Below are 16,210 nucleotides of genomic sequence, written 5' to 3' on the forward strand. Positions count from 1 at the left end.
AGAGCATAGAGCAGCACTGCCGCTTGCGCCTAGCAAAAGGCCCGGTTTTGCGCCGGGCCTTTGCCGTTTTTTTGTGTTGGGTGTGCTTACACGGCCAACAGGCTGCGCAGCATCCAGGCGGTTTTTTCGTGAACCTGCATGCGCTGGGTGAGGAGGTCAGCGGTCGGCTCGTCGCTGACCTTGTCCAGTAGCGGGAAAATACCGCGGGCGGTGCGCACCACGGCTTCCTGGCCCTGGACCAGTTGCTTGATCATGTCTTCAGCGCTCGGCACGCCTTCTTCCTCTTTGATCGAGGACAGGCGCGAGTAAGCCGCGTAAGTGCCCGGTGCCGGGAAGCCAAGGGCGCGGATGCGCTCGGCAATGGCGTCGACGGCCAACGACAGTTCGGTGTACTGCCCTTCGAACATCAAGTGCAGGGTGTTGAACATCGGGCCGGTGACGTTCCAGTGAAAGTTGTGGGTTTTCAGGTACAGGGTGTAGGTGTCGGCGAGTAAGCGGGACAGGCCTTCGGCGATAGCAGCGCGGTCCTGTTCGGCAATTCCGATATTGATTTCCATGGCATTTCTCCTTGTTCAGGCTGATAAGGCGGTCTAAAACGATGGCTAGAGCCTAGCATGGGCCTTGGGGGGGATGTCTCGGGGGCGCGGTCAATAAATGCTATTGGCCAAATACATAGCGCGCTTGGACGCCTGCGCCATTCAGTGCGTCGGTTTTCTGGGTAATTGACGGTTATTGGGGTTTGCCAAGCACGGTTTTTGGGTTTATTGACGGGCGCGATCCGTCATATACTCCCGCACCTTGTTGCGAGGGGCCGCGCCACGCGGTTTCGCGGCACAGCCGGGGCCAGCCCCGAGCTGATTTTGCAGAACGCAAGCCGAGATGAGCCAATGCCAATTTACGATTACCAATGCGCTTCCTGTGGCCATCAGATGGAAGCCATTCAGAAATTCAGCGATTCGCCTCTGGTCGATTGCCCGACCTGCAAGGCCCCCGAGTTGAAGAAGTTGTTGTCCATGCCCGGCTTTCGCCTCAAAGGCAATGGCTGGTACGAGACCGATTTCAAGACCGGCGCTAAAAAGAACCTGGCTGGCGGCGACAAAGCCGATTAAGCAGCACCCGAATAGTCGAATTACGAGAAGCGAACCACCATCATGATGCGCAGCCATTATTGCGGCCAGTTGAACGAGAGCCTGGAAGGTCAGGAAGTCACCCTTTGCGGTTGGGTACATCGCCGCCGAGACCACGGCGGAGTGATTTTCCTCGATATCCGCGACCGTGAAGGTCTGGCCCAGGTGGTGTTCGACCCGGACCGCGCGCAAACCTTCGCCAAGGCTGACCGCGTGCGCAGCGAATATGTGGTGAAGATCACCGGCAAGGTGCGTCTGCGCCCGGCCGGCGCCAACAACGCCAACATGGCCTCCGGCGCTATCGAAGTGCTGGGCTATGAGCTTGAAGTGCTGAACGAAGCGGAAACCCCGCCGTTCTCGCTGAACGAATACACCGACGTCGGTGAAGAAACTCGTCTGCGCTATCGTTTTATCGACCTGCGCCGTCCGGAAATGGCTGAAAAGCTGAAGCTGCGTTCGCGCGTGACCAGCAGCATTCGTCGCTACCTCGACGAAAACGGCTTTATCGACGTGGAAACGCCGATTCTCACCCGCGCCACGCCTGAAGGCGCCCGTGACTATCTGGTCCCCAGCCGTACCCACCCCGGTAGCTTCTTCGCCTTGCCGCAATCGCCCCAGCTGTTCAAACAACTGCTGATGGTGGCCGGCTTCGACCGTTACTACCAGATTGCCAAGTGCTTCCGCGACGAAGACCTGCGTGCCGACCGCCAGCCGGAATTCACCCAGATCGACATCGAAACCAGCTTCCTCGACGAAGACGACATCATCGGTATCACCGAGAAGATGATCCGCAAACTGTTCAAGGAAGTGCTGGACCTGGAATTCGGCGAATTCCCGCATATGCCGTTCTCCGAGGCCATGAGCCGCTACGGTTCCGACAAGCCGGACCTGCGTATTCCGCTGGAACTGGTAGACGTTGCCGACCAGCTCAAAGACGTGGACTTCAAAGTATTCAGCGGCCCGGCCAATGATCCGAAGTGCCGTATCGCCGCCCTGCGTGTACCTGGCGGTGGCGCCATGCCGCGCAAGCAGATCGACGATTACACCAAGTTTGTCGGCAACTACGGGGCCAAGGGCCTGGCGTACATCAAGGTCAATGAGCGCGCCAAAGGCGTTGAAGGCCTGCAGTCGCCCATCGTGAAGAACATTCCGGAAGCCAACCTCAACGTCATTCTTGATCGTGTAGGTGCTGTGGACGGCGACATCGTGTTCTTCGGTGCCGACAAGACCAAGATCGTGTGCGACGCCTTGGGCGCGTTGCGTATCAAGGTTGGACACGACCTCAACCTGCTTACCTGTGAGTGGGCGCCGATGTGGGTCGTCGACTTCCCGATGTTCGAAGAGGCCGAAGACGGCAGCCTGAACTCGCTGCACCACCCGTTCACCTCGCCCAAGTGCACCCCGGCCGAGCTGGAGGCCAACCCGGCCGCCGCGCTGTCGCGCGCTTACGACATGGTGCTCAACGGCACCGAGTTGGGCGGCGGTTCCATCCGTATTCACGACAAGGCCATGCAGCAGACCGTATTCCGCGTGCTAGGCATTAGCGAAGCCGAGCAGGAAGAGAAGTTCGGCTTCCTGCTCGATGCCCTGAAATTCGGTGCGCCGCCCCACGGTGGTCTGGCCTTCGGTCTTGACCGTCTGGTGATGTTGATGACCGGGGCGCAGTCGATCCGTGAAGTGATCGCCTTCCCGAAAACCCAGAGCGCCGCCGATGTAATGACCCAGGCGCCGGGCGAAGTCGACCCGCGTCAGCTGCGTGATCTGCACATTCGTTTGCGCGAGCAGGTTAAAGCCGACTAAGAAGTCTTGGCCTTCGGGCCGGGCTTTCTTGCAGCGCCCCTCTCTCATTCGGGACAGGGGCGTTTTCAATTCAAGAATTTGTTATTGGGTAGGACGGAGCGCGTTATGGCGGGTCATTCCAAATGGGCCAACATCAAGCATCGTAAAGGGCGTCAGGACGCCAAAAAGGGCAAGATCTTCACCAAGCTGATCCGCGAGCTGACGGTTGCGGCCAGCCAGGGTGGCGGTATTGCAGCCGATAACCCGCGCCTGCGTCTGGCGGTGGACAAGGCCCTCGGCGCCAACATGACGCGCGACACCATTGATCGCGCCATTGCTCGCGGTGTGGGTGCCGACGATGGCACCAAGGTAGAAGAGCTGAGCTATGAGGGGTACGCGCCGAATGGCGTGGCGGTGATTGTCGAAGCCATGACCGACAATCGCAATCGCACGGCGGCCGCTGTACGCCATGCGTTTACCAAGTGTGGCGGTAACCTCGGCACCGATGGCTCCGTGGCCTATATGTTCGACCGCAAGGGGCAGATCAGCTTTGCGCCCGGCGTAAACGAAGACGCCTTGATGGAAGCAGCGCTGGAAGCCGGTGCCGACGACGTGGTGACCCACGAAGACGGCTCCATCGACGTGTTCACCAGCTTTGTCGACTTCATTTCGGTGAACGAGGCGCTGACCAAGGCTGGTTTTAAAGGTGAGGAAGCGGAGATCAGCATGATCCCGTCGATCACCGTAGAGCTCACTGAGTTGGAGGTGGCGCAGAAGGTGCTCAAGCTGATCGACATGCTTGAAGACCTGGACGACGTGCAGAACGTGTATTTCAACGGCGAGATTCCGGAAGAAATCATGGAGCAGGTTGGCTAGTAGGAGCGAGCTTGCTCGCGAACCCTGCAAACCCCGATATCCGAACGGGCCCCGCAGCCATCCTTCGCGAGCAAGCTCGCTCCTACATGTATAAGCTGGCGTCTTTATTTCGCCGTTAAATTGCAGGTGTTATGACCCTTATTCTCGGCATTGACCCCGGTTCGCGTATCACTGGTTACGGCGTGGTGCGTGACATTGGCCGTGGCTGTGAATACGTCGCCTCGGGTTGCATTCGCACCGGTTCCGGGGAGCTGCATGAGCGCTTGCAGATTGTGTTTCGCGGTGTGCGTGAGGTGATCGAAACCTACGGGCCGGTGACCATGGGCATCGAAAAGGTGTTTATGGCCAAGAACGCCGACTCGGCGCTCAAGCTCGGTCAGGCCCGTGGCGCGGCCATTGTCGCGGCCGCCGAGCACGGGCTGGAGATTGCCGAATACACGGCCACCCAGGTCAAACAGGCCATCGCCGGCACGGGCGGCGCCGACAAGCAGCAAGTGCAACTGATGGTGATGCATTTGCTCAAGCTGACACAAAAACCGCAGATCGATGCCTCCGATGCGCTGGCAATTGCCTTGTGCCATGCCCACACTCGCGCAAGCCTTATTCCTCACGGTCTGGTGGGCGCTCGCAGCCGCGGTGGGCGCCTGCGTCTGTGAGGCCGTGCTTCTTTATTAAGGAACTGATGTCGTGATTGGACGCTTGCGCGGGACCTTGCTGGAAAAGCAGCCGCCGCACCTTATCGTTGATGTGAATGGTTTGGGCTACGAGCTGGAAGTGCCGATGACCACGCTCTATCGTTTGCCCTCGGTGGGCGAGCCGGTAACCCTGCATACCCACCTGGTGGTCCGCGAAGACGCTCACTTGCTGTTCGGTTTTGCCGAAAAACGCGAGCGTGAGCTGTTTCGCGAATTGATTCGCCTTAATGGCGTAGGCCCGAAGCTGGCGCTGGCACTGATGTCCGGTCTGGAAGTGGATGAACTGGTGCGTGCCGTTCAGGCGCAGGATGCCTCGGCGCTTACCCGCGTTCCGGGGGTTGGCAAGAAAACCGCCGAACGCCTGCTGGTCGAGCTGAAAGATCGCTTCAAGGCGTGGGAAACCGTTCCCGGCATCGCCACCTTCGTTACTGAACCTCGTGCCGGTGGCACAGTCTCAAGTGCGGAGAATGATGCCGTGAGCGCCTTGATTTCGTTGGGGTTCAAGCCGCAAGAGGCGAGCCGCGCGGTATCTGCCGTGCAGGAAGAAGGCTTGAGTAGCGAAGAATTGATCCGTCGTTCATTGAAAGGAATGGTTTAAGTGATAGACGCCGATCGCCTGATCACCGCTTCCGGCCGTGACCGCGATGAACAACTGGATCGCGCCATCCGGCCGCTGCGTCTGGCCGAATACATTGGTCAGCCGAAAGTGCGTGAGCAGATGGAGCTGTTTATCCAGGCCGCTCGCGGCCGCCAGGAATCGCTCGACCACACCTTGATTTTCGGTCCGCCGGGTCTGGGTAAAACCACCTTGGCCAATATCATCGCCCAGGAGATGGGTGTTTCGATCAAGAGCACTTCAGGGCCGGTATTAGAGCGCCCAGGTGACTTGGCTGCGATGCTGACCAACCTTGAGCCCGGTGATGTGCTGTTTATCGACGAGATTCATCGTCTGTCGCCCATCGTCGAAGAAGTGCTGTACCCGGCGATGGAGGATTTCCAGCTTGACATCATGATTGGCGAGGGTCCGGCGGCTCGTTCCATCAAGCTCGACCTGCCCCCTTTTACCCTGGTCGGCGCCACCACGCGTGCCGGCATGCTGACCAATCCGCTGCGTGATCGTTTCGGCATCGTGCAGCGTCTGGAGTTCTACAGCACGACCGACCTGGCCACCATCGTGCAGCGTTCGGCCGGTATTCTCGGTTTGCCGCTGGACCCCGAAGGTGCTTTCGAAATCGCACGTCGTGCCCGTGGCACGCCGCGCATCGCCAACCGCTTGCTCCGTCGGGTGCGCGACTTTGCCGAAGTGCGGGCGCAGGGGCACATCACCCGAGCTATCGCTGACCTTGCGCTTAACCTGCTGGATGTCGACGAACACGGGTTTGACCATCAGGACCGTCGCTTGCTGTTAACCATGATCGAGAAGTTCGATGGTGGCCCGGTGGGCGTCGATAGCCTGGCCGCGGCCATCAGCGAAGAGCGTCATACCATTGAAGATGTGCTGGAGCCTTACCTGATTCAGCAGGGCTACATCATGCGCACGCCGCGCGGTCGCGTGGTGACCCGGCATGCCTATCTGCACTTTGGCTTGAATGTGCCCAAGCGTATGGGCGACCTGCCGCAGACCGATATGTTTGCGGTGGATGAGTAAGCATGGCGATAGCATTGCAAATGGTTAAAAAACAGTTGGTTTGCCCGATTGGCAACCTGGGGAGTAAGCACTAGAGTATGCGCGCGCAAAATGGGCTGGAGCCGTTCACGCATCGCTGTCGCGTTTATTACGAAGACACCGATGCCGGCGGCATCGTTTATTACGTCAATTACCTTAAATTCATGGAGCGGGCTCGTACCGAGCGGCTACGTGATCTGGGCTTTGCTCAGTCACAGCTGGCTGGGGAGATGCTGTTTGTCGTGCATTCCAGCGAAGCGCGTTACCACGCGCCGGCGCGTCTGGACGATGAACTGCTGGTCAGCGCCGAAGTAACCGAATTAAACCGTGCCAGCCTGCGCTTTCGTCAACAGGTCAGGCGGGCTACGGATAAAACGCTGCTCTGTGAAGGGCAGTTCCTGGTGGCCTGTGTGCGCGCCGACAGTTTGAAACCCCGGGCCATTCCCGAAGCGTTGCGTTTAGCCTTTGCCGGCTTGAGCGACGCGGGTACATCTAAAGCAGGAGATTAAGCGTGGAAGCCACCGTCGTCGACCATACCTCTATGTGGAGCCTGATCAGCAACGCCAGCATCGTGGTACAGCTGGTCATGCTGGTCCTTGTAGGCGCATCGGTAACCTCATGGATCATGATTTTCCAGCGCAGCACCATGATTCGTGCCGCGCGCCGCTCGCTCGAAACCTTCGAGGAGCGTTTCTGGTCGGGCATCGACCTGTCCAAGCTGTACCGCCAGGCCGGCGCCAACCCCGACCCGGATTCGGGCGTTGAGCAGATATTCCGTGGCGGTTTCAAAGAGTTCTCGCGCCTGCGCCAGCAACCGGGTGTTGATCCAGACGCGGTCATGGACGGCGTTAACCGCGCCATGCGTGTAGCCATTTCCCGTGAAGAAGAAAAGCTCGAGCAGAGCCTGCCGTTCCTTGCCACTGTAGGTTCCACCAGTCCGTATATCGGTCTGTTCGGTACCGTGTGGGGCATCATGAACTCCTTCCGCGGCCTGGCCTCGGCGCAACAAGCCACGCTGGCCACCGTTGCTCCGGGTATTGCCGAGGCCCTGATCGCCACCGCCATCGGCCTGTTTGCTGCGATCCCGGCCGTAATCGCCTACAACCGCTTTGCCGCTCGTGGCGAAACCCTGATCGGCCGTTACTACACCTTCGCCGATGAATTCCAAGCCATCCTGCACCGTAAAGTGCACACCAGCGACGAGTAAGCCGCGGGTTTTACTGAAGGCTTTAGGAAAGGTTTAACTCATGGCACGTATTCGTAAGAGACGTAAACCAGTTGCCGAAATGAACGTGGTGCCCTACATCGACGTGATGCTGGTGCTGCTGGTGATTTTCATGGTGACTGCCCCGATGCTCAACCAGGGGGTGAAGGTCGACTTGCCCAAGGTGTCTAGCGATGCCTTGCCGCAAGACAACAACACCCAGGTGCTGACCATCTCGATCAAGGCCGACAAGACCTACTACTGGAATCTGGGTAGCGAAGTGGACACCGACAAGGTGCAGGCCAAAGCCCTGACCCTGCCGGAAATGACCACCGCCGTGACGGCGATCATGAATCAGAGCCGCGCGCAGGGTAAGCAGACCCAAGTGTTTATCCGTGCCGACAAAGTGGTCGACTACGGCGCTGTAATGGCCGCCATGGGCGGGCTGCAGCAGGCCGGTGTGGGTAACGTCGGCCTGATTACCGAGGCGCCCTAATGCAGGAACGCGAGCGCTCCTCATCGGAAGGCTTTTTCTGGCCAAGCATCTGGGCGATAGGGCTGCACGTTCTATTGTTCGGCATGCTGTTTGTCAGCTTTGCTTTTACGCCGGAGCTACCACCCGCCAAACCGATTGTTCAGGCTACGCTCTACGAGCTCAAGTCCAAGAGCCCGGCGACTGTGCAAACTAACCAGAAAATTGCTGGCGAAGCGAAGCAGACCAAAGCCAAGCAGTACGAAGTTGAGCAGTTGGAAGCCAAGCGGGTTGAGCAAGAAAAGCAGGCCGTAAAGGCAGCGGAACAAAAGAAAGCGGACGAAGCTCAAAAAGCCGAAGCGGCTGAGCAAGCCGAAGCGGAGGCGGCCAAGGCAGCTGAAGCGAAGAAAGCTGAAGAAGCGAAAAAGGTCGAGGAAAAGAAACTCGCCGACATCGCCAAGAAGAAAACCGAAGAAGAAAAGAAAAAAGCTGAGGAAGAGGCAAAGAAAAAGGCCGACGCCGAAGCTGCCAAGAAAGCGGCTGAAGACGCTAAGAAGAAAGCGGCAGACGCGGCTAAAAAGGCCACCGAGAAGAAGCTGGCAGACGCCGCAGCCGCCAAGAAAAAGGCTGCCGAGGCTGCGCGCAAGGCGGCAGAAGACAAGAAAGCTCAGGCCCTGGCCGAGTTGCTGTCGGACACCACAGAGCGCCAGGCGACAACCGCTGATGAAGTGGGCGACACCGTCTCCGGTAACTTTGACGACCTGATTCGGATGCGTGCTTCTGAAGTGTGGAGTCGCCCCCCAGGCGCTCGGAACGGCATGGCCGTGGTGCTACAAATCACCATGCTGCCCGACGGCACCATCACCAGTGCCACGATTGCGAAGTCTAGCGGTAGCGCACCATTTGATAACTCTGCTGTAGCGGCAGTGAAAAACATTGGGCGTTTAGTAGAAATGCAGGGTCTGAGTCCTAGCGACTTCAATCCCTATCGTTCGTTCAAGATGACCTTCAAACCTGAGGATCTAGATTTGTGATCAACATTCTTCGCGGATTGCTAGTAGTCCTTTGTTGCGCTGCGGGAATGGCGGCAGCAGAGGAAAAAAACATTCTGGTGGGCACCGGCCAAGACCGTGCCATCCCGATTGCAGTGGTTCCATTTGGCTGGCAGGGCGGCACCGTTTTGCCTGAGGACATCTCCGATGTCGTCGGTAAGGACCTGCGCAACTCCGGCATCTTCGAGCCAATTCCTCGCCAGAACATGATCAGCCTGCCGTCCCAGGCCAGCGAAGTGATCTACCGCGACTGGAAAGCGCTTGGGGCTCAGTACGTGCTGGTGGGCAATATCGTGCCCAACGGCGGCCGTCTGCAGATCCAGTTCGCGCTGTTCAACGTGGCCACCGAGCAGCAGGTATTCGCGGGCAGCGTAGGCGGTACCACTGACCAACTGCGCGACATGTCGCACTACATCTCGGATCAGGCATTCGAGAAACTCACCGGTATCAAGGGCGCGTTCTCCACCCAGATGCTGTACGTGACGGCCGAGCGCTTCTCCGGTACCAATACCCGCTACACCCTGCAGCGTTCGGACTATGACGGCGCTCGCGCAGTCACCCTGCTGCAGTCGCGCGAGCCGATTCTGTCGCCGCGTTTTGCCAGCGATGGCAAGCGCATCGCCTATGTGTCGTTCGAGCAGAAGCGTCCGCGTATCTTCATCCAGCACATTGACACCGGTCGCCGCGAGCAGATCACCAACTTCGAAGGCCTCAATGGTGCCCCGGCGTTCTCGCCTGATGGCAGCAAACTGGCGTTCGTGTTGTCGCGCGATGGCAACCCGGAAATTTATGTGATGGATCTGGGCTCGCGCCAGATGACCCGTGTGACCAATCACTATGCAATTGATACCGAACCCTTCTGGGGCAAGGATGGTCAGACCATTTACTTCACATCCGACCGCGCCGGGAAACCGCAGGTCTATAAAACCAATATTGCTGGCGGTGCAGTTGACCGGGTGACCTTTGTAGGTAACTACAATGCCAACCCCAAACTGTCTGCTGACGAGAAGACGTTGGTGATGATTCACCGTCAGGACGGTTTCACCAATTTCAAAGTTGCGGCGCTGGACTTGCAGTCGTCCCGGTTAAAGATTCTTTCCGATACCAATCTGGATGAGTCGCCTACTGTCGCGCCCAACGGCACCATGGTAATCTACGCCACCCGCCAGCAGGGCCGTGGAGTCTTGATACTTGCCTCCATCAATGGACGAGTAAAACTCCCGATTCCAACCGCGCAAGGCGAAATCCGAGAGCCATCCTGGTCGCCCTTCCTGAACTGACGCGGCGCTACACCTTTTACTTAACACACTGGGGTTCATTAGGAGTTTTACTATGGAAATGTTGAAATTCGGTAAGTTCGCAGCTCTGGCTCTGTCCATGGCCGTAGCAGTAGGTTGCTCCTCCAAAGGCGGCGACAACGCTGGCGAAGGCGCTGTTGATCCAAACGCTGGTTACAACGCCAACAACGGCGCTGTAGACGGTAGCCTGAGCGAAGAAGCTGCTCTGCGCGCTATCACCACCTTCTACTTCGAATACGACAGCTCGGACCTGAAGCCAGAAGCCATGCGCGCTCTGGACGTTCACGCCAAGGACCTGAAAGCTAACGGCGCTCGCGTTGTTCTGGAAGGCAACACCGACGAACGCGGCACCCGTGAGTACAACATGGCTCTGGGCGAGCGTCGTGCGAAAGCCGTTCAGCGCTACCTGGTTCTGCAAGGCGTTTCCCCAGCTCAGCTGGAACTGGTTTCCTACGGTGAAGAGCGTCCTGTTGCTACCGGCAACGACGAGCAATCCTGGGCTCAAAACCGTCGCGTTGAACTGCGTAAGTAATTCGACATGCGAACGTGCCGTCGTGCTCTGACTATATTGACTCTCAGCCTGCCGCTTGCGGCTTGGGCTGCGGTTCCGGTGGAAGACAGCAACGCCAGTGATGGCGGTGGTAGTTACCCACCAGCGGGTTATGGCACGACCGGCGCCTATGCAGGGGGAGGGGTTACGGCCCCTGCCTCGGCACAGGGCGAGCTGTTCATGCAGCTGCAACAGATGCAAGACGAGGTCGCGCGTTTGCGTGGCATGGTCGAGGAGCAACAAAACGAAATTCAGCGTCTGAAACAAGAAGGCTTGGAACGTTACCAAGACCTCGACAGACGTATAGCCGGCGGCGCCTCTGGTGCACCTGCCGCTACTCCAGATTCCAGCAATGCCGGTGCTATCAATGCCGGTGCTGCTCCTGTTCAGCCAGCAGCGCAACAGCCTGCGGCGAGCACCGAGCCGGGCGATCCGGCGAAGGAAAAGCTCTATTACGATGCGGCCTTCGACCTGATCAAAGCCAAGGATTTCGACAAAGCCAGCCAGGCCTTCAGTGCCTTTCTGCGCAAATACCCACAGAGCCAATACGCCGGCAACGCGCAGTATTGGCTGGGTGAAGTGAACTTGACCAAGGGCGACCTTCAGGGCGCCGGGCAAGCATTTGCCAAGGTCAGCCAGCTGTATCCGACCCATAACAAGGTGCCGGATTCGCTCTACAAGCTGGCTGATGTCGAGCAGCGCCTCGGTCACACCGACAAAGCCAAAGGCATTCTGCAGCAGGTCATTGCTCAATACCCTGGCAGCTCGGCAGCGCAACTGGCTCAGCGTGATTTGCAACGCCTGTAAAGCCTGACCCGTCGTTCAATAAAACCCGCGCCTGTCGCGGGTTTTTTCGTTAGAATCGCCGCCCCAATTCCCGCAACGGAGGCGGATGGCCTGTTTCGCCGTCACGCCCGTGGCCGATATGCAAAAAAACCTGCGCATTACCGAGATTTTTTACTCGTTGCAGGGCGAGACGCGCACTGCCGGTTTACCGACAGTGTTCGTGCGCCTGACTGGCTGCCCACTACGCTGCCAGTACTGTGACACCGCCTACGCATTCAGCGGCGGCGAAATCATGTCCCTGGACGCCATAGTCGAGCAGATCGCCGCGTATAAGCCGCGTTATGTCTGCGTCACCGGTGGCGAGCCACTGGCTCAGCCCAACTGCATTCCCTTGCTTGAACGCCTGTGCGACGCCGGCTATGAGGTGTCACTGGAAACCAGTGGCGCGCTCGATGTGTCGGCGGTGGACCCGCGCGTCAGCAAAGTGGTTGACCTGAAGACGCCCGGCTCAGCTGAGATGGCGCGCAATCGCTACGAGAACATCGAATTCCTCACGCCCAACGATCAGGTCAAGTTCGTGATCTGTTCTCGTGAAGACTACGACTGGTCGGTGTCGAAGCTGATTCAGTACGGCCTGCAGAATCGTGCGGGTGAAGTGCTGTTTTCGCCGAGTCATCAGCAGGTGGATGCCCGTGCGCTGGCCGACTGGATCGTCGCCGACAACCTGCCTGTGCGTTTGCAGCTGCAGTTGCACAAAATTCTTTGGAACGACCAGCCGGGACACTGACATGACAGAAAAGAAAGCCGTAATTCTACTCTCCGGCGGCCTCGACTCCGCCACCGTAGTTGCCATGGCCAAGGCCGACGGATATGCCTGCTACACCATGAGCTTCGACTACGGCCAACGCCACCGTTCCGAACTGCAAGCTGCTGAGCGCGTGGCGCAGCAGTTGGGCGTGGTCGAACACAAAGTCATCGGCCTTAACCTCAATGGCATGGGCGGCTCGGCGCTGACCGACAGCAGCATCGCCGTGCCGGAAACGCCAGGCGAAGGCATTCCGGTCACCTATGTGCCGGCACGCAACACAGTATTTTTGTCGCTCGCGCTGGGCTGGGCCGAAGTGCTGGGAGCGCGGGATATTTTTATTGGCGTGAACGCAGTGGACTACTCCGGCTATCCGGACTGCCGGCCCGAGTTTGTCGAAGCCTTCGAGCGTATGGCCAATCTGGCCACCAAGGCCGGCGTAGAAGGGCAGGGCTTTCGCATTCAGGCGCCGCTGCAATTTCTCAGCAAGGCGCAGATCGTCGAAGCGGGCATGGCCCACGGCGTGGATTACGGCCTGACCGTGTCGTGCTATCAGGCTGACGAGGATGGCCGTGCTTGTGGTAAGTGCGACAGCTGCCGACTGCGCGCCGCGGGGTTTGCCGAGGCGGGTGTGAAAGACCCTACGCGTTATTTCTAAATCTTTACCGCATCCTGTTGATTTTATGAATTAAATCAGTATTATGCACACCGCGGGTCGTTAGCTCAGTTGGTAGAGCAGTTGGCTTTTAACCAATTGGTCGTAGGTTCGAGTCCCACACGACCCACCATATTTCCTTCGTAAGAAGGATCGAAAACCCGGAATGCTCAGCAGTGAGTGTTCCGGGTTTTTTCGTTTCTGATCCTTTAGTTTTATCTCGGTAGCACGCGTGCGCCGACTTCGGACGGGTATACTGCGCGGCACTGAAAGCATATTCAGAGCCTGATGACATGACCCAGATTTCCGAGCGCCTGCTGGTCCAAGCGCACCTCGACGCCAAGCAACCCAAACCCCTTTCGTCTGAAGAAGAAGCTCTCTTGCGCGCAGAAATTGCTGCCGAGCTCAAGGCGCAAGATGCGGTGCTGGTGGCTCACTATTATTGCGACCCGGTAATTCAGGCATTGGCCGAAGAAACCGGCGGCTGCGTGTCTGACTCCTTGGAAATGGCCCGCTTCGGCAATCAGCACTCGGCGAAAACCGTGCTGGTGGCCGGCGTCAAGTTCATGGGCGAGACGGCAAAAATCCTCAACCCGGAAAAACGCGTGCTGATGCCGACCCTGGAGGCGACCTGCTCGCTGGATCTCGGCTGCCCGGTCGATGAATTCTCCGCGTTTTGCGACCAGCACCCCGAGCGCACCGTTGTGGTGTATGCCAACACCTCGGCGGCGGTAAAAGCCCGCGCCGACTGGGTGGTGACCTCCAGTTGTGCTTTGGAAATCGTCGAAAGCCTGATGGATAACGGCGAGACCATTATCTGGGCGCCAGACAAACACCTGGGCCGCTATATCCAGAAGCAGACCGGCGCGGACATGCTGCTGTGGGACGGTGCCTGCATTGTGCACGAAGAGTTCAAGTCCAAGCAGCTGGAAGATATGAAGGCGCTGTACCCGGAGGCCGCCATCCTGGTGCACCCGGAGTCGCCGGAGTCGGTGATCGAGCTGGCAGATGCCGTCGGCTCCACCAGCCAGTTGATCAAGGCCGCGCAAACGCTGCCGAACTCGACGTTTATCGTCGCTACCGACCGCGGCATCTTCTACAAGATGCAGCAGCTGTGTCCGGACAAGATCTTTATCGAGGCGCCCACCGCCGGTAATGGCGCGGCTTGTCGCAGCTGCGCGCATTGCCCGTGGATGGCGATGAATACCTTGGAGCGTACGCTGCAATGCCTGCGTGAAGGCAGCAACGAAATATTCGTGGATCCGGCTCTGATTCCGCGGGCACTCAAGCCCCTGAAACGCATGCTGGACTTCACGCAGGCGGCGCGGTTGAAGGTGGCTGGTAACGCCTGACCCTTTTTTCGCTGGCTTGAAAGCAATCGAGGCTGAAGCCTCTCCCGCAAGGGATCGTATTATGCGATCTGCAGGAGAGGCTTCAGCCTCGATGCTTTTTATAGTTGTCGAACGGTTAGCGCATCAACTGCTTGATCATGCGTTGCTGTTCCATGATCTCTTTCTGCCGCGCGTCGATACGTGAGGCCAGTGGGAAGTTGTTGATGGCCCGCCGTTTGGCGAAGTCCAGTTGCTCCAGCGCCTGTTCGAAGTCGGCCGTGAGCGCAAAGTATTCGGCGCGAGCCTGGTGTAGGCCGATGATGTCGCCCGCCTGACCCCGCACTTCGGCCACCTGATACCAGACGTCCGGGTCGTTCGGGCGCGCTTTGAGCAACTCCTCAAGCGCTTTCTGCGCCTGCGGCGCCTGATTCTGTTTCAACAGCAGATCAATTCGGCTTTGTTGCAGCGGATAGTTGTCCGGGAACTGGGCGAGCATTTTGTCGACCCGTTGCTTGGCGTCCGGCAGCCGGTTGGACGTAATGTCCAGTTCCACCTGCGCGAGGTTATAGGTGACGTTATTCGGCTCTTTCTTCAGCAGCGGCGCCAGGCTATCTCGCGCCTCGTTGAGTTGCCCGCTTTTTACTTGCGCCAGCGCCAAGCCATAACGAGCAGCGTCCATGCCTGGGTCGTCCTGCAGCATGGCGCGGAAGCGTTTGGCGGAGATTCCCGGCGTCTCCTCAAAGGTAAGTTGCACGCGGGCACGCATCAGTTGGTATTGCAGCGTGTCTTCGCGGCCGCCCTGGCCATATTGCTCGGCACGGTTGCGGGTGTCAGCGATACGCGACTCGGTAACGGGGTGAGTCAGCAGGAATTCTGGCGGACGTTTGTCGTAGCGGTATTGGCGAGCCATGCGTTCAAACATGTTGGGCATGGCGCGCGGGTCGTAGCCAGCGCGCTCGAGGTTGACCACGCCAACGCGGTCGGCTTCCTGTTCGTTCTGCCGGGAAAAGCGCAACTGGTTCTGAATGGCCGCTGCCTGGGTACCCATGATGGTCGCCATGCCCACATCACCAGCACCGGCGGCCGCGGCGATAATGCCGGCGAGCATCGCTGCCATGACTGGAATCTGCATTTGTTGCTGAGCCTGCAAGCCGCGCGCGTAGTGGCGTTGAATCAAGTGCCCCAATTCGTGCGCCAGTACGGCGGCGTATTCGGCCTCGGTTTGCGCATAAAGAAACAGGCCGCCGTTTACCCCGATTACGCCGCCGGGTGCGGCAAAGGCGTTGATCTGCGGGTCTTTGATCAGAATGAACACCAGCCGGTGATCGTGCAGGTCGCTGGTTTCGGCGAGCCGGTACACGCTGCTTTCAACGAACTCTTTGATCTGCGGGTCGTTGAGCTGCGGCACCTGACTGCGCACCAGGCTCAACCAGGCTCGTCCCAGTTGAAACTCTTGCTCGGGAGACACAATCGAGGAGCTTGAATCGCCCAGCGAAGGCAAGTCATCGGCGATGGCGGGGGAGGCGAGCAAGATGGCAAGCGACAGCAAGGTAGGGCGCAGAAGATTCATGCACGAAGCTCATGGCGGCAAAGTCTCTACTGTAGCCGCCATGGCGGTCGGCTGACCACCTCGGTATCCTGCGCTACCGATTTTTGGAGCCGATTTATGAGTGATGCCGTGATAGTGGATGCCGAGCTGGATGCCAGCGGGTTGAATTGCCCACTGCCATTGCTCAAGGCCAAGCTTGAGCTCAATCGTCTGGCCAGTGGCGCAGTGCTCAAAGTTATTGCCACCGACGCTGGCTCGCAACGCGACTTCCGTGCATTCGCCACGCTGGCTGGCCATACCTTGCTGCACGAAGAGGTGGTAGATGGCGTGTACCGTTATTGGTTGCGCAAGGCTTAGTTAAGGAA

19 protein-coding genes and 1 tRNA gene are annotated in these 16,210 nt (G+C 58.6%); 18 read left to right on the forward strand and 2 right to left on the reverse strand.

The features are described 5' to 3' along the window. Window positions 1–86: 86 nt before the first annotated feature. A complete protein-coding gene (locus PKE98_RS22580; RefSeq protein WP_271197662.1) occupies window positions 87–557 on the reverse strand; it encodes a Dps family protein in 471 nt (156 codons plus the stop codon). 330 nt (window positions 558–887) lie between these two features. Here PKE98_RS22580 and PKE98_RS22585 point away from each other — a divergent pair, with 330 nt between their 5' ends. The 17 genes from PKE98_RS22585 to nadA all read left to right on the forward strand — a co-directional run bounded on the left by PKE98_RS22585 (window position 888) and on the right by nadA (window position 14,317). Continuing rightward, on the forward strand, window positions 888–1,109 hold the full coding sequence (locus tag PKE98_RS22585; RefSeq protein ID WP_110616213.1) for an FmdB family zinc ribbon protein: 222 nt from the start codon (window positions 888–890) through the stop codon (window positions 1,107–1,109). A 42-nt stretch (window positions 1,110–1,151) separates the two neighbouring features. Further along, entirely contained in the window at window positions 1,152–2,927 is a 1,776-nt protein-coding gene (aspS, locus tag PKE98_RS22590) for an aspartate--tRNA ligase (protein ID WP_271197663.1), read from the forward strand. A gap of 105 nt (window positions 2,928–3,032) precedes the next feature. Further along, window positions 3,033–3,782 (forward strand): YebC/PmpR family DNA-binding transcriptional regulator, encoded by a 750-nt coding sequence (locus PKE98_RS22595; RefSeq protein WP_271197664.1) that lies wholly within the window; start codon window positions 3,033–3,035, stop codon window positions 3,780–3,782. 131 nt (window positions 3,783–3,913) lie between these two features. Continuing rightward, the gene (gene ruvC, locus PKE98_RS22600) at window positions 3,914–4,438 is read left to right on the forward strand and encodes a crossover junction endodeoxyribonuclease RuvC (RefSeq protein WP_271197665.1); all 525 of its coding nucleotides are present in this window, start codon (window positions 3,914–3,916) and stop codon (window positions 4,436–4,438) included. 31 nt (window positions 4,439–4,469) lie between these two features. Further along, on the forward strand, window positions 4,470–5,075 hold the full coding sequence (ruvA, locus tag PKE98_RS22605) for a Holliday junction branch migration protein RuvA (protein ID WP_271197667.1): 606 nt from the start codon (window positions 4,470–4,472) through the stop codon (window positions 5,073–5,075). Then, window positions 5,076–6,125 (forward strand): Holliday junction branch migration DNA helicase RuvB, encoded by a 1,050-nt coding sequence (gene ruvB, locus PKE98_RS22610; RefSeq protein WP_271197669.1) that lies wholly within the window; start codon window positions 5,076–5,078, stop codon window positions 6,123–6,125. 77 nt (window positions 6,126–6,202) lie between these two features. Continuing rightward, on the forward strand, window positions 6,203–6,652 hold the full coding sequence (gene ybgC / locus PKE98_RS22615; protein WP_271197670.1) for a tol-pal system-associated acyl-CoA thioesterase: 450 nt from the start codon (window positions 6,203–6,205) through the stop codon (window positions 6,650–6,652). Window positions 6,653–6,654: 2 nt separating this feature from the next. Further along, a complete protein-coding gene (gene tolQ / locus PKE98_RS22620) occupies window positions 6,655–7,350 on the forward strand; it encodes a protein TolQ (protein WP_271197671.1) in 696 nt (231 codons plus the stop codon). A 40-nt stretch (window positions 7,351–7,390) separates the two neighbouring features. Then, window positions 7,391–7,843 carry a protein TolR gene (gene tolR / locus PKE98_RS22625; RefSeq protein ID WP_110616220.1) on the forward strand — a complete coding sequence of 151 codons (453 nt, stop codon included), beginning with the start codon at window positions 7,391–7,393 and terminating at the stop codon, window positions 7,841–7,843. Continuing rightward, a complete protein-coding gene (gene tolA, locus PKE98_RS22630; protein ID WP_271197672.1) occupies window positions 7,843–8,853 on the forward strand; it encodes a cell envelope integrity protein TolA in 1,011 nt (336 codons plus the stop codon). The genes tolR and tolA overlap by 1 nt, the downstream gene beginning before the upstream one ends. A gap of 47 nt (window positions 8,854–8,900) precedes the next feature. After that, entirely contained in the window at window positions 8,901–10,151 is a 1,251-nt protein-coding gene (tolB, locus tag PKE98_RS22635) for a Tol-Pal system beta propeller repeat protein TolB (protein WP_271197673.1), read from the forward strand. 52 nt (window positions 10,152–10,203) lie between these two features. Continuing rightward, window positions 10,204–10,701: a peptidoglycan-associated lipoprotein Pal gene (gene pal / locus PKE98_RS22640; RefSeq protein ID WP_110616223.1), complete on the forward strand. Its 498-nt coding sequence runs from the start codon at window positions 10,204–10,206 to the stop codon at window positions 10,699–10,701. A 6-nt stretch (window positions 10,702–10,707) separates the two neighbouring features. Continuing rightward, window positions 10,708–11,526: a tol-pal system protein YbgF gene (ybgF, locus tag PKE98_RS22645; protein ID WP_271197675.1), complete on the forward strand. Its 819-nt coding sequence runs from the start codon at window positions 10,708–10,710 to the stop codon at window positions 11,524–11,526. Between the two features lie 118 nt (window positions 11,527–11,644). Next, a complete protein-coding gene (gene queE / locus PKE98_RS22650; protein WP_271197714.1) occupies window positions 11,645–12,292 on the forward strand; it encodes a 7-carboxy-7-deazaguanine synthase QueE in 648 nt (215 codons plus the stop codon). Between the two features lies 1 nt (window position 12,293). Continuing rightward, complete coding sequence (gene queC, locus PKE98_RS22655) at window positions 12,294–12,968, forward strand: 7-cyano-7-deazaguanine synthase QueC (protein WP_271197676.1); 675 nt, start codon at window positions 12,294–12,296, stop codon at window positions 12,966–12,968. A gap of 54 nt (window positions 12,969–13,022) precedes the next feature. Then, a tRNA-Lys gene (locus PKE98_RS22660) sits at window positions 13,023–13,098 on the forward strand. 160 nt (window positions 13,099–13,258) lie between these two features. Continuing rightward, window positions 13,259–14,317, forward strand: a complete 1,059-nt coding sequence (gene nadA, locus PKE98_RS22665) for a quinolinate synthase NadA (protein ID WP_271197677.1) — start codon at window positions 13,259–13,261, stop codon at window positions 14,315–14,317. Window positions 14,318–14,432: 115 nt separating this feature from the next. Here nadA and PKE98_RS22670 read toward each other — a convergent pair whose 3' ends face one another. Next, window positions 14,433–15,866, reverse strand: a complete 1,434-nt coding sequence (locus tag PKE98_RS22670; protein ID WP_271197678.1) for a M48 family metalloprotease — start codon at window positions 15,864–15,866, stop codon at window positions 14,433–14,435. A gap of 96 nt (window positions 15,867–15,962) precedes the next feature. On the opposite strand from PKE98_RS22670, the gene PKE98_RS22675 reads away from it, so the two are divergent. Beyond that, entirely contained in the window at window positions 15,963–16,202 is a 240-nt protein-coding gene (locus PKE98_RS22675) for a sulfurtransferase TusA family protein (protein ID WP_271197679.1), read from the forward strand. The last annotated feature ends 8 nt before the right edge of the window (window positions 16,203–16,210 follow it).

The sequence above is a fragment of the Pseudomonas turukhanskensis genome (assembly GCF_027922365.1).
In the GTDB taxonomy this organism is placed as follows: domain Bacteria; phylum Pseudomonadota; class Gammaproteobacteria; order Pseudomonadales; family Pseudomonadaceae; genus Aquipseudomonas; species Aquipseudomonas turukhanskensis.